We start from the raw sequence: 13338 nt of genomic DNA, 5'->3' as shown, positions 1-13338 counted from the left end.
CTGCAATGGATCCTGTGGCAGCCAAGCCTGCGTCAGCCAGTAATGTAGGCTCAGAGCCCGAAGCGAAAAAAGCGGTGGTTGTTGATACGCCTGCAATGGATCCTGTGGCAGCCAAGCCTGCGTCAGCCAGTAATGTAGGCTCAGAGCCCGAAGCGAAAAAAGCGGTGGTTGTTGATACGCCTGCAATGGATCCTGTGGCAGCCAAGCCTGCGCCAGCCAGTAATGCAGGCTCAGAGCCTCAAGCGAAAAAAGAGGTCGTTGCGGATAATTCAGCAATGGATCCTGTGGCAGCCAAGCCTGCGCCGGTCGTTAAAGTTGAGTCAGACTTGGACGCGAAAAAAGCAGTCGTTGCTGATACGCCTGCAATGGAACCAGTGGCAGCCAAACCGGTTTCTATCAACAAAATTGCGCCACCAGTCATGAATGACCCCGTGGCTTACAAGTCGTCAATGGATCCAATTGCAACCAAGGCGGATCCAAATGAATTCTTTGCAGAGTTAAGTGTTCGTTCGACATCAATGGACCCTGTGGCGAGCAGGCCACCCGCGGGAATGGATAAACTCTTGTTCGGATTCGCTCCGGAGGAGTTCTCGGCCGGCGGCTCAGTGGTGACACCTTTGGCTGAAGTGCCCAAATCTGAGTTGGTTTCAGCGGAAGCGACGGATTTACAAGTGCCGGGCGACCAGGCATCAGCGAGAGCAGTGTTCGAGGATGCAAAGACTGAAAAAGGTGAACCACTTGCCAAGTTACAGTCAGTGACCAGTATCTTTAAGTCTGTGTTTAAAGGCGATAAAAAAGATGAGGTCAGTTTCCTGTCAGAGTCTGAAGCCGGGCCTGCTACAAATAAGGCGCAGGAGCAACCTGAGCCAGAGTTGGCGATGAGCGGGGACAAGCCTAAAGAAACTCAGCCAAAAGAAGTTAAAAATGACATCGAAGGCAGAATGCGTCGCCGAAGCAGAAGACGCAACTAGATCTGATATTGCCTAACTGAAATTAAACGCCCGGATGGATTCCGGGCGTTTTTTTATGCTGTAACTCATAGCATGACTTTCAGGGGGCTAGCAGTCAGTTTTAGTTCAGTCCGTTAACAAACAGGTAAACGGGTAGAACAATTGGCCGAAAAAGGATTTTGGCAGAAGTCTGGGGTTACCTGGGTGGGCCAGAGCCTGGAAGGCACGTGCAAGGTGTCAAATAGCCAATTGTATAAAGGCGTATGGTGTGGCGGATTTGCGCGGCGGCTATGCTATCAGGGGACGCCACTTTTTACAGAGAAGGCGAACAGCGAGGGCTGGTGCATTGCTATTTTCTGTACTGAGAGTCGGGCTGCTTAACTTGGTAACTCAACTGGCACACAGCGTGTAACCAACAGGGGTAAATATGAATGAACTGCCTTGTGGCCATGAAGAATCAATGGGCTTTGCCTTCGAGCTTAGCCTTGCTGAGTACTTAAGAAAAGCATTGTGCAGGTGTGCTTTTCAGTCGTTTTTCGTCAAATCGGCACTGCTCTGTTGGCTGTTGCTGGTTCAGGCCGTGGCTGCAGTGCCGCGCACGAACGACAGTAATTATCTCGATCCTGACTTTATTGCCCGCGCATTTACCGCGGTGGTTCATGGGCGTGAATATGCGGCGGGCAGTTTTGAGTTGTCTCGTTGGCCTGATGACATTCAGTACTATATACATCAAGACGTAGCCGATCCCCTGGCGGTCGTCATGATAGAGATGCATCTGCAGCAGCTTGGTGACATCAGTGGTCGCCGCTTTGTAAAGGTGCCTATAGAGGATGCGCGGCTTGAGATTTACCTCACCCGTCAGCAAGGCTGGCAGGTGCTGGTGGCAAACCGTGTAGGAGCCTCTGCTATCCCTGACCTGCACGGTGCCGTTTGTTATGCCAGTTTCAACACCAGAAGCGGCACAATTGAGGCTGCACAGGTGTTTATACCGGTGGATCAGGCCAGAATGCATGGCAAACTGGTGTCCTGTGTGGTGGAAGAGCTTACACAGGTGATGGGGCTGCCCAACGACAGTGAGTTGGTGTTCCCGTCGATTTTCAACGACCGAACTCCGGATGACCTGTTAACACCACTGGACTGGGTGCTGATAAGGCTGCTGTATCATCCTGATTTGGTACCGGGCATGGTCGCCAGTCAAAGCACTACAGCGGTGAGAGCGTTGCTGCGTCAATGGCAGGCGGACGGCACCTTGCAAAGTGCCGCTGTAAAAGTAAAACAGGGGGAGTTGTATCGTATGCTGGGTCGGCGCTGATAGCTCTGGTGAACAGACTTCACACTGGTGCAACAATCACCTTTAAGGTATCTTGAGGTGGAGTTTTCAGGCCTTATGGAATAGCCAAATATAATCATGGAATTACCTGCGCCACTGAACAGCTTTCGCGACAGTATCAATTCGGTCTTCCGCCGACCGGCCCGCAACCCTCTTACCCGCATGCTGGTGAGTTTACGTCAATTCTGGCACAGCCTGAACTTCGCCCAGCGCTGCTATGTGGCAGCAACCGTGTTGATACTCGCTGAACTGCTATTGATGCTGGATTTTGGTCCCTGGTTTCTCGCCTTAATGTCGATGATGGTATTGGCTGGCCTGAGCAGTGAGTTCTGGCCACGCTTTTTACATGTGTGGCACAGTTTGCCGGGTAAGGCGGTGATCCTGCTGTTTTACGCATCAGTGGCCAATTTTGCATTGGGCAATGCTGCGGGCATGGTCAATGAGGTGACCGGGGTGGCGGCATCCAGTTTGCCCTACAGTCATAACTTCGCAATTTTACTCAGTCTGCCGGGGTGGTTTTTTATCACCTCGCTGCTGATGTTACTGCTGGCCCAGGTGGCCATGCCCTTTTACCTGTTGCTGCTGTTATTGCTCAAACCCTTTGGTATTCATGCCCTCTGGCATCCTCCCCATTACCGCTTTGTGTTCACCACCGCCCTGGTTCGTTGGTTTTGGAGTATCGCGCTGCTTATCCAACTCTTGATGCTGGGGGCCTTTACCGGTGTGGGCTCAGACTCCAGTGCCTTTACGTCGGGTTTATACGAAGGATTTTTCGCGGCCGATGAAAAAGTGCAAAAAAAGGTGATAGACACCGGGATATTGCCCACCCCTGCTGAAGACTCAACGGCGAGTTCTGCGTCGGGGACCGTGTCAGACGCTGTGACCGAAGAGCTTGAAAATTCTGACGGCAGCTTTGGCGTACATATTACCCGCGACGGAGAAACCTCCAATCTGGCGTCCATGCCGGTGCGTGAGATGAAGGACAGGGCCGAGCGCTACCACAGCTTACAGCAGTCGATGCTGGCGTATTTTATTTATGTATATGAATCAGATAGCCGCTCCCGTTGCCAACATACCGAAGGCAGCAAGGTGGTGGAGCTGAATGACTATGAAATTCTGGAAGTCCTGAAAGACGACAGTATCCCTTTGGGGTACAGCTACAGCGTGAAACGCTGTATTTCGCCGGCCTTTGGCCAGTGATATCAATCCGGCTGAAACAGAATTAAATCCCATAAAAAAGCTGCCACAGGCAGCTTTTTTTTATGAACGTGTCTGATATACCTCAGGTCTCTTCGGCGAGACTTTGCCTAACGCTGCCCAATCGGGCGAGCCCGGTGCCATGTCTTACATCAGGAGCGAACTTATCTGGGTTAATGCCGACGTATGGCCTTGATTAACACTGGTGTTTTGGGCTCGTGGAAGGCGATTTTTTTGTCTTCATCATAGTATTTTTCAATCACCTCCTGATTAGCGATGGCATCGAGTACTGCTTCGCCCGCAACCAGTTGGCCAAACACGGTATAGCGGCCATCCAGGTGTGGCCTGGCTTCATGGCAGATGTAAAATTCCGTGGAGCCTGAGTTGGGGTCTTCGTCCCGGGCAAGCCCCAAGGTGCCTTTGATGTGGGGATGCTGGTTGAACTCGGCTTCCACCCTGGGCTCTGCGTTTTCATCCAGGCTGCCTGCCTGAATAACATGCCCCTTGACGACCCGATAAAAGGACTTGCCTTCGTACCAACCGCTTTGAGCGAGTCGTTGAAAGTTGGCGACTGTCCTTGGCGCTTCATTGGGGAAAAACTCAAACGTCATGTCACCCAGACTGGTTTCTATGGTGACAAGATTTTCTGCCTTCACCCCTGTGCCAATCAGGGCGAGACAAAGTGTCATTAAGGGCAGTAACAGCCGAAATGAATGGTGCTGGTGGGCGAGTTGCATAGCTGGGGCCAGTTGGGGAACAGTGCGTTCTAAGCTACAGAGATTGGTGAGAAATTCAAACACTAATCCCGGCAGTGCTTAGGCCTTCCCCTGCTAATCTGAGGTGCGTTGTATGACTTAATTTACCTGTGTGGGTACAGACACTGGCAGTACCAGTTTGAAACAGGCCCCGCCCAGAGAATCACTCCTGCCGGCTTCAATTGTACCGCCGTGCCAGTCGACAATTTTTCGGGTGATGGCAAGTCCGAGACCATATCCAGTTTGGTTTCTTCCAGCACCACTGCGCACGTAAGGCATGAAAAGCTCGTCAATTTTGTCTGTCAGAAGTCCTTCTCCGTCGTCTTCTATCAACACGCACACCCCTTGCTCAGTACTGGAACAGCGGATCAGGACTTTGGAGGCAGAGTACTTGATGGCATTGTCTATCAGGTTTTTGATAGCCCTTGCCATCAGGCGCTCATCGGCAGCGATTGGCGTGGTACAGAGTTCATGGAACTCAATATGCTTGTCAGAATACTGACCCAGTAACCCAATGTAGTGGCGTATGGGGACGCTTAAATTGAGCAGCCCCAGATCCAGTTTTGGCGTTAGATGCTCCAGTCGGGAAAAATCCAGGTATTCTTTCACCAGCGTATTGAGCTCATCAATGTCTTCTTGCAGGGTGTCACGGCACTCTTCCAGATTGTCCCGGTCCAATATGGCAAGGGTGAAGTTGAGTCTGCTCAGGCTGGTGCGCATCTCGTGGGACAGGGTATGGGAGAGTTCTTTTTGCAGGGCCAACAAACGCGCAATTTTATTCACCATCCAAAAGATGGCATCGTTAACCGGCTGAAAATAGCGTGATGTTGGCAGTTGCAGTGACTCGAATTGACGGTTTTTACTGAAGCGAAGGCTGACTTCCCTGAGGCGATACATGTCGCGAAACAGCGGGTACAGCCCCATCAGGATTAGCGTTGCCAATAATAAGTAAAAGGCGGTGACATACCAACCCGGGTGAGGTTTGGCCGGGATGGGGCCAAATTGCAACAACATGTCCTGTGTCATCGCGCGATAATAGATCTCATCTTCCCCCATCGACAGTGCCAGTATTTCGCCCGTCGCCAATCGTTGCCAGCTTTCCGCTGGCATTTGAATACTGCGGGTGTCTATCAGGGAGAGCTGCGAAAAAGGCAGAGAAGTGTGCATTTGGCAAACCTGAGACCGGCAATAGTCGTCAGCCACCTCAAACAGATAATGCAGATCTACCTGTACTTCTGCGCGTTGCTGGTAACGCTGAAAACTGTAGTCACCAATAAAAATAACGGCAAAGGTTACCATGACAACCAGGGCGTAATAGCCCAGAAATCGGGTCAGCAATTCAGGTCTTTCTCCGACAGCATGTAACCCTGACCCCAGGACGTATAGATACGGCAACGAACCTTTTTGTTGGTTTCCAGTCGCTTACGTAAACGACTGATCCGGCCATCAACCGTTCGGTCCATACCGTTGTATTCCCGGCCAACCGTTTTGGTAAACAAATACTCGCGACTGACTTGTTCTTCCCGGTGCTCAAGTAAAATCCACAGCAAATCGAATTCGTAGCGGGAAAGGGGGAGGAGCCCTCCCCCTACCAAAACTGTTCGCCGCTGTTTATCGATTTCCAGGTTGCCGTAACGAATTTTCTCAGTGGTTTTTACCTGGGGCTTGTGTCGCTGTAAATTCGCTTTTATCCGTGCCACTAAAAGCGGTGGCGGAACGGGTTTGCAGATATAGTCGTCGGCACCGAGATTAAAGCCTTGTAGCTGGTCTTCTACATCGCTCAGTGCGGTCATAAAAATAAAGGGGCCGTTAAAGCTCTGCCTGAGGCTTTTGGCAATGTCAAAGCCATTTGTCCCGGGCAGCATGACATCACATAGTATCAAGTCAAATTGATTACTTGCTATTAACTCCGCCAAATTATCACCATTCACAAAATGGTGTACTTCAAAGCCTTCTTTGGTCAAAAAGCGCTTTACGGAGCGAGCCAGCTGATAATCATCCTCTACCAGCAGCAGTTGGTTGGCTACTCTCATCAAAACACACTCCAAAGGTGACGACGGGTACGGCGCACATCAACACCAAGTTCCAGCAATTGCACTTTGGCAACAGCATGATTACCACTGGCAACCATCACAAATTCATGGTCGATCGGCACATCTATGGCCAAGGTGATCTCACCGCGCAAGGGGGAACTGCCACAGTACAGTGGATACTCTTGTGCACGCCGAAAAATGCAAATATCGCTCTCTGTGTGCAGTTGCCACTGAAAACTGAATTCGCCCTGACAATGTTGTCCTTGCTCCACAACACAATAAACCGGAATCACTTCAAAAGACTCTATGATCCCGTTATCGCCATGAGCCGTTCTTGGTAGCATTAACATCACTATCAGCAAGCCGGTTATTATGATTATGTGCTTTGCCATCATTTGCCTCAGAATAATTTCTTGATGCCGATGAAGTAAGTTAATAGGTGAGTGTCTTCAAAAATTGGACTGCGGTGAATTGTGTCGTCAAGCCATATGTTTCGAATGTTTCCACTTACGAAATAATTATTTCCAAGGTCATACGCTGCGGACAATTGAATATAAGGATTGATGGCTGAATCTGCCCGGTAATTATAATCTTGATAGAATAATTCCTGATATTCACCGTTATAATAATATTCGGTTAATTTACTGCTTTTGTACGTTGCCCCGAACTGCGCTTCAAAGTTGATGTTTTTCCAGTTGTATTGTTTCCCTAAACTCAGGCTGATCTCATAACCATGGTGCACTTTACTGACGTCAGTCAGGGCCAATACTTGCGCATCGAACCAGCCAAAATAACGGGCTGCCACGCCAGCCATGTAAGACATGGATTTATGATCTGGATAAAGGGGGGGAAGTTCGACAGCGGTTTCAACCACATCCCGGGAGCGAATGGGGATCATGCCAGTGAAGGTGGCCATAAGACGTCGGTTGTCGCCCGGGAACAGCAGACCATCCATATTTTGCTGCCCTACCAGCTCCAGACTGTATGCGGGGGCATCGTATAAGGTGAAGGAGACGTCCAGGTTTTCGACGCTGAATCTTTTACCGTAGTAGCGAAATTCCGGCAGTACGTAGAGAGGGATATTGTCCTGGCCACGCAACGGATTTTTCAACGCGCCAACACCCACACTCAGTCCCAGATACCAGCTGCCCACCGGAACCAAGGTGCCATTGGAATCAGGCAGTGTATTTTTATTCGCACTGACAGTAGATGAAAATATCAACAATATCAATAGTAAACGAAACAACAAGACACCCTCAATTTTATGCGAATTATTTTTCAAGTTATTCAGTTAGCCAGCGCATCCATTCGGACAGGGCACACTAGCAAAGTGATAATGTAAAAGCAATGTAACGTCTTGCGTCTGAAAATTTAGGTGGAAAAAATAACAATTAAAATGTCTTTCTAATTAACGCATTAATAATAACCTTATCAAAGTGTATCAGGCGTTGTTGCGACAAATTTGCTACAAACTAGGCTGGTATTTGACTTATACATCTGAAATTGAATATCAAAAGGCCCCTCTTTCAGGAGGGGCCTTTATTCAACGCGTCGATTAATTTCGCATTAGCGAGAACGACGACGCAGTGCCGCCAATGGCATCAACAGCAAGGCCAACCAGCCAAGAGCACCACCACCATCTTTATCAGCTGGCGCTGCCGGTTCGGCAGGTGAGGCTTTGGCAACGACCTTGACCGCCACTTCGGCGCTGGCTGTTTCATCGCCATCAGACACAGTGACTGTAAAGCTGTGATTGCCAGTAGCCAAACCTGTTACCTGAGTAACGGCTGCGGTGCTGTCAGCAATATTGCCGTCGCCTTCCCATATGAACGTCAGGCTGTCACCGTCAGGATCCATAGAGGCGCTGGCATCCAGGGTCAGTGTGTCGCCTTCGGTAATGGTAAGGTTGGCGTCGCTTACCTTGGCCACAGGGGCGTCGGCTTCCGGTGTGACTGTCAGCATAAAGCTGGTACTGACGGCATCGCCGGGGTTGTTGGCGTCAGACACAGTGACAGTCACTTCAGTCTGACCAAAGAAGTCAGCTTCCGGAACCAGGTCGAAGGTAGCACCGGGTTCGTTGCCATTGACCACTGCGGTGATGTGCTCACCGGTTACCTTGATGACGTTAGGCACAGTGTTGCTATCGCTGTAGGCCACCATGACATCTTCCAGACTTGAGTCCTCGCTGATTGTGTAGTCCTTGATGGTACCAATCTTAAGGTTGCTGGGGACGTTGATGCTGTAGCTAAGCTCGCTTTGCTCCACGTCGGTGCCGTTAAGGGTTGCCACTATATTTTGTGGCTGACCGGCGGCATTGGTTTTGACGAGAACGTCGAAGGTGACGTCAAACTGGGACGACTCTGGGCCGGCATAGTCATAACAGATCACCATTTCGTCTTCGATCTTATCCCGTGCATCACCGAAGAGGTACTGGGCACCGATAGGACCATTGGTTGGACCCCATGGGTCACGCGGACCCACGAAGCCTTTCAGACCTATGGTACTGAAACCATCAGTTGGACCCCAGTTCAGGTTGTCGTAGGCAAAGTACATCTCATATTCGCCATCACCAAAACCGTATTGACTGTTGAGCAGTACTTCAAAGTCCACCGAGTCGCCGCGGGAGGTATAGACAATCTTTTTGTTGACGTAGTCCCATGACGCATCGGCAATGGTGGCATTGTCCCATTCGACAATCATCATCCCGGCCGCAGTATAGGCAAGGGAAATACCCTTGTTGTTCTTGTCGCTATACACGTTTGGCTGCAGCGGGGCGTACTGACGTCCCCAATCCAGACCGTTGTCATTATAGTGAACGCCACGCCAGAGGGGGGCAATCGGCAGGTAAGGGAAACTGGGCTGATTGAGATCCTGGTTATCACCAAAGAAGTCCGGCAGCTCATCCAACTGCAGATAGCCTATGGGGTTGATGCGCACTATCGGTGTCTTCTCGTACTGGAAGTTGTTGAATAGCGAAATGCGCCCATCTTTACCCCAAACGGAGCGCAGGTCGAACTCAAACACATCCTGATAGCCACCACCCAATTGGGTTGGGAAGCCAAACTGACGTAGATCCAGGTACTTGCTGTCTTCACCTTGTCCCAGGTTCGGCAGGCGGCACATGGCGTCGTCTTTGCTGGTGGTGATCCTGTACTCGGGTGCGGCGTGCAGAGTGGACGCTTGTGTACCAGCCAGACTAAAGCCAGTGTCGGTAACGGCCAGCTCACCTGCTGCGGCACGGGATACCTTGAGGCTGTCCTCAATCAGGTACAGATTGTCGGGAATTTGCACATCCAGGCTAAAGTCGCGGTCATAACCATCGAGGTTTTCCTTGAGGTGCAGAGTCACGCTTACCCGCTGATCGGCCAGCGCCTGGGTTTGGGAACCCTTGATGGTGAACTCGTTGGCGCCACGGTACATGCGGGTTGCTATTGTGTCCACGTTGGCGATGTTGTTGGCATCAGTGCCAACCATCAGGGCGCTGTAGTACACCTCACCTTCAACGGACTCAGGCAACTCCCAATTCAGGGTCAGTTCACTGGGATTAATACCGTCGGTAACGCTGGGGCCTGAAACGCTGACATTGCCTGCTGCATCTTTGGAAACCACGGCTGTGGCAACCTCAAAGGTGTCGGTGGGGCGGTCAACGTAGGATGGGCCACGGTAGTTATCTATCACCACCCAGTAGGTACCCGCTTCAGGGTTATCAATGTTGCAGAATTCATCGTTGCCGAAGGTAGCCGAATAACATATGGCCTCTTCTTCCCATTGAGGGACCCCGTCGTTGTTGAGGTCAATACCTACATAGATGTCGGCATCACCACCCCACATGGGGTAGATATCAATGGGCGCAGTGGAGTCTTTCAGACCCAGGACTTCCACCACCATGCGGGCGCTGTTGGCAGGCACATCCACCGTGTACAGGAAGTCGTCGTCATTGACCACACGACGGTTACCGAAACCACCTACATTCAGTTCGTTCTGCTGCAGGGTAACGAGCTGCTTGTCGCCCTTAACCGGCATGGCGGCCGTGAAAGTGGCATCGTTCAGCTGGGGCAACATGATATTGCTCAGTACATGCTTGCCGCTGCCGCGGTTCATTTCCAGATTGATGGCACTTGGCAGGCTGCCCTCGTCATACTTGAACACCACTGGCCAGTATATCTGTGGTACTTCAGGGTTGTTGGAACTCAGGAACACCCGGGCATGCACTTCCTGCTCGGCACTGCCGTTATGGGACTGTGAGTCCAGGATATCTGCGGTGATGACCACGGATTGGGTTTCACCGGCCTTTAGGGTAAAGGTTTCCGGCATGGCCTTGAGGCGCACGCTGTACTCATCAGTCTCAGTGCTGATCGCCCAGGTGCCGTCTTCGGTAGCGGTCACTTCACGAACCCAGCTGCAAGGTGCCTTACAGTTAAGGTTCACCAGTTCGGGCAGGTTCAGACGGGTTGGCATGCCGCCGTTGCTTGGGTCGGCAGCGCGGAAGTTGGCTGCGGTCTCATTCATGACAAGACCCGTGTTGATGGCATTGGCCACGTTGATGCGACCTGAGCCTGCTCGGTAAATGCCGGCATCAAGGAAGTTTTGTGCCCAGCTGTAAGGCTTGTAGGTTACCACTTGCTCTGCCGTCATCTGCAGTGCCGACTGAACTTGTTGTGGTGTCCAGTCCGGATGGGCATCACGTACCAGTGCCATGGCGCCTGCGGTGTGCGGGCTTGCCATGGAGGTACCGCTCATGATGGTCCAGTCACTGGCCGCCGGGGCACTGGTGAAAGGCTGGTCATCCGCGTTGGCCGCGAAAATATTCACGCCGGGCGCGGTGACTGAGGGCACCAGATGCTCTGGGTTGTATGGCGCAGGGCCACGAGAGGAAAACTCTGCCAGAATATCCTGCTGGGTCGGATCCACATTGCGCACCACTTCGGACGCCGTAATGGTGGCCATGTGGTCAGTACCGCTGAGCAGCCATGGCTTGAGCTTATAGGTCCAGTCGCGGGCACTGAGATGGATACCGGGTAGGGAATAGATGTCGTTGACGACCATGCCTTCAGGGTTGCTGCTGCTGAAGTTGGTGTTGTAGAGCACAAAACCACCGGCACCACCGGCCTTGACGTTGTCTGCCTTGGCGACGCGGGCAACCTCTCCGCGCTCACAGATGACGATATCATCGGCGGCAAAGGTGCCTTCGGGGAACGGCTGGGCGCAGAGCTTGTCACCAAAGTCTTTCGCCAAGACCAGATGACCTGTCACTTCACCACTGATACTGCCGCCCATCAGGGGCGCAGGGGGAGTGGTATCACCGCCGCTGAAGCCGGTCATGGTTTTGCCTTCCACATTCAGGGTTCGACCCGTGGTAGAGGCGGCAACAGTCAAAATCCAGGGCGAAGTGTTGTCGATATAACCGAAGACTTCTTGTGAACCGTTGGTGCCTGTATTACCGGCCGCGGCAGCAACCATGATGCCAGCCTCGTGGGCATTCAGGAAAGCTTTCTGAGTTGGGGCTGACCAGGGTTCGCTGCCCATGGGGCTGCCAATAGAGAAGTTGATAACATCCACGCCCGCATCGATGGCATCTTCAATAGCGGCCACAATGGCATCACTGGCGCAACCGGCATAGGGCGCAAAGTCGGCTGAATAACACACCTGGAAGGAGACCACGTTGGCATGGGGCGCTACGCCGGACACTTGCGGAAATTCATAACCCGAGGGTATGCCATCACCCATAGCACCTTCTGACGCCAGGTAAGGCACATTTTTTTTCACGTTGCCTGCGGCGGTGGAGGCTGTGTGTGAGCCGTGACCATGGTAATCCTCACCGAAGCGGGGGCGTATCTCGACCGATGGCTCCCACCAGGGCTTATTTGGGTCCTGGAATTCGTCGGCAGAATACTGATCGGTAATTTCTTCGTAGCTGAAGACACCGATCAGCTTGTCGTTACAGCGATCAGCGAATTCGGCCTTGGCACAATCACCCAGATAGTTGCCGGCCCCCAATGGATTTTCCACGGTATAGCCATCATCGCCGGTTGGCGCAAAGCTGGAATGATCTGTATTGATACCTGTGTCGATGATACCAACAATCACACCTTCACCCATGTAGGGCATCATGCTGGCCGTGTTACCGGTCCACACCTTGTCAGCACCTACAATGCCAGGGCCAACATCGGTCTGAAGTTCAAAAATTTGGCGACGGCTAATGCTCTTGACTGCGCCCAGACTGGCAAGGCGCAGTGCCTCGTCCTGGGTCATCTTGGTGGTGAAACCGTTGATAGCCTTGGTAAAGCGCAGTGGGGTTTCCAGTGAGCGACCAACAACCGATGAAGCCTCGGACAAGATAGAGTCTTGTTTATCAAGGATAGCGCGTTCAATCGAGGCGGCTTCCGGTGATTTCAGGGCGTCGCCTTTCAGGCCTGTTACTGAGGCAAGGCCAAAGGGCTGGCTACCCTGGGTGAGCGCACGACTGTCGGCAAAGGAGTCTTGTACTGTGTTGCCATAGAGCTCAACGATGTAAACCTGCTCCCCGCTGACGCCCTCTTCAGGCTTGAACTTGTCAGCGGCAGTGGCACGCTGCAGTTGTACGTTCTTGCCGCTGTTGGTCTTAACACGGGAGCTGTAGGCTTCAACCTTGTTTACCTTGGTACGTTGTTGTTCTTCGACGGAAGGCAGTTGAACCTGCTTCAGCGCATTGATACCGGCAACAGGGATGATATCTGTCGATGCCGCTGCCATACCTGAGGCGTACAGTGCCGCCAAGGTGGCCAGAGTGATGGATTTTAACTTCACACGTCCTCCTGAAAGGGTGTTTGTGCTTTTTAGTAATAATTTTGTTAATCGGTTTGCGTATGTCAGCCCGGATTCTGTAACCGGGAGGACATTGTTATATGCAAATCTGCAGAGGGAGTCATATGGCAAGGGGGTTGCGATATGTGGGTTTTGCGACTGTTTCGGGATGGTGTATGTGCGCTGAAGTCAGAGTGATTGGGCGTTGGCGTCTTTAGCTTCGAGTAAACAATGTTTTTACAATTACTGTACATTTGGGGTGGCTTTGCTGGCCCTTGCGGGTTTCAATG

The 13338-nt window shown here is 51.9% G+C and carries 9 protein-coding genes; 3 read left to right on the top strand and 6 right to left on the bottom strand.

Going from position 1 to position 13338, the window contains the following annotated elements; all coding sequences use genetic code 11:
- Nucleotides 1-104 precede the first annotated feature (104 nt).
- From ABYK60_RS08240 to ABYK60_RS08230, 3 genes are all read left to right on the top strand, one after another.
- On the top strand, nt 105-971 hold the full coding sequence (locus tag ABYK60_RS08240) for a hypothetical protein (RefSeq protein ID WP_372871504.1): 867 nt from the start codon (nt 105-107) through the stop codon (nt 969-971).
- A gap of 406 nt (nt 972-1377) precedes the next feature.
- A complete protein-coding gene (locus ABYK60_RS08235) occupies nt 1378-2262 on the top strand; it encodes a DUF2927 domain-containing protein (protein WP_372871503.1) in 885 nt (294 codons plus the stop codon).
- Nucleotides 2263-2358: 96 nt separating this feature from the next.
- Entirely contained in the window at nt 2359-3480 is a 1122-nt protein-coding gene (locus ABYK60_RS08230) for a hypothetical protein (RefSeq protein ID WP_372871502.1), read from the top strand.
- A 170-nt stretch (nt 3481-3650) separates the two neighbouring features.
- Here ABYK60_RS08230 and ABYK60_RS08225 read toward each other — a convergent pair whose 3' ends face one another.
- From ABYK60_RS08225 to ABYK60_RS08200, 6 genes are all read right to left on the bottom strand, one after another.
- Nucleotides 3651-4214 carry a peptidylprolyl isomerase gene (locus ABYK60_RS08225; RefSeq protein ID WP_372871501.1) on the bottom strand — a complete coding sequence of 188 codons (564 nt, stop codon included), beginning with the start codon at nt 4212-4214 and terminating at the stop codon, nt 3651-3653.
- Between the two features lie 117 nt (nt 4215-4331).
- Nucleotides 4332-5570 (bottom strand): sensor histidine kinase, encoded by a 1239-nt coding sequence (locus tag ABYK60_RS08220; protein ID WP_372871500.1) that lies wholly within the window; start codon nt 5568-5570, stop codon nt 4332-4334.
- Entirely contained in the window at nt 5564-6265 is a 702-nt protein-coding gene (locus ABYK60_RS08215) for a response regulator transcription factor (RefSeq protein ID WP_372871505.1), read from the bottom strand. The genes ABYK60_RS08220 and ABYK60_RS08215 overlap by 7 nt, the downstream gene beginning before the upstream one ends.
- Nucleotides 6265-6609 carry a DUF3019 domain-containing protein gene (locus tag ABYK60_RS08210; RefSeq protein WP_372871498.1) on the bottom strand — a complete coding sequence of 115 codons (345 nt, stop codon included), beginning with the start codon at nt 6607-6609 and terminating at the stop codon, nt 6265-6267. The genes ABYK60_RS08215 and ABYK60_RS08210 overlap by 1 nt, the downstream gene beginning before the upstream one ends.
- Nucleotides 6610-6665: 56 nt before the next feature.
- The gene (locus tag ABYK60_RS08205; RefSeq protein ID WP_372871497.1) at nt 6666-7547 is read right to left on the bottom strand and encodes a MipA/OmpV family protein; all 882 of its coding nucleotides are present in this window, start codon (nt 7545-7547) and stop codon (nt 6666-6668) included.
- A gap of 284 nt (nt 7548-7831) precedes the next feature.
- The gene (locus ABYK60_RS08200) at nt 7832-13051 is read right to left on the bottom strand and encodes a S8 family serine peptidase (protein WP_372871495.1); all 5220 of its coding nucleotides are present in this window, start codon (nt 13049-13051) and stop codon (nt 7832-7834) included.
- Nucleotides 13052-13338 lie beyond the last annotated feature (287 nt).

Source organism: Shewanella sp. (assembly GCF_041630135.1).
Classification (GTDB): Bacteria; Pseudomonadota; Gammaproteobacteria; order Enterobacterales; family Shewanellaceae; genus Shewanella.
The sequence above is the reverse complement of the archived record's forward strand: the minus strand, read 5'-3'. Positions and strand labels throughout refer to the sequence as shown.

What these genes read in the sequence shown, in the direction of transcription:
- ABYK60_RS08230 (WP_372871502.1), top strand. Translation starts at nt 2,359, where the DNA reads ATGGAATTACCTGCGCCACTGAACAGCTTTCGCGACAGTATCAATTCG.
- ABYK60_RS08210 (WP_372871498.1), bottom strand. Translation starts at nt 6,609, where the DNA reads ATGCTACCAAGAACGGCTCATGGCGATAACGGGATCATAGAGTCTTTT.
- ABYK60_RS08235 (WP_372871503.1), top strand. Translation starts at nt 1,378, where the DNA reads ATGAATGAACTGCCTTGTGGCCATGAAGAATCAATGGGCTTTGCCTTC.
- ABYK60_RS08225 (WP_372871501.1), bottom strand. Translation starts at nt 4,214, where the DNA reads ATGCAACTCGCCCACCAGCACCATTCATTTCGGCTGTTACTGCCCTTA.
- ABYK60_RS08215 (WP_372871505.1), bottom strand. Translation starts at nt 6,265, where the DNA reads ATGAGAGTAGCCAACCAACTGCTGCTGGTAGAGGATGATTATCAGCTG.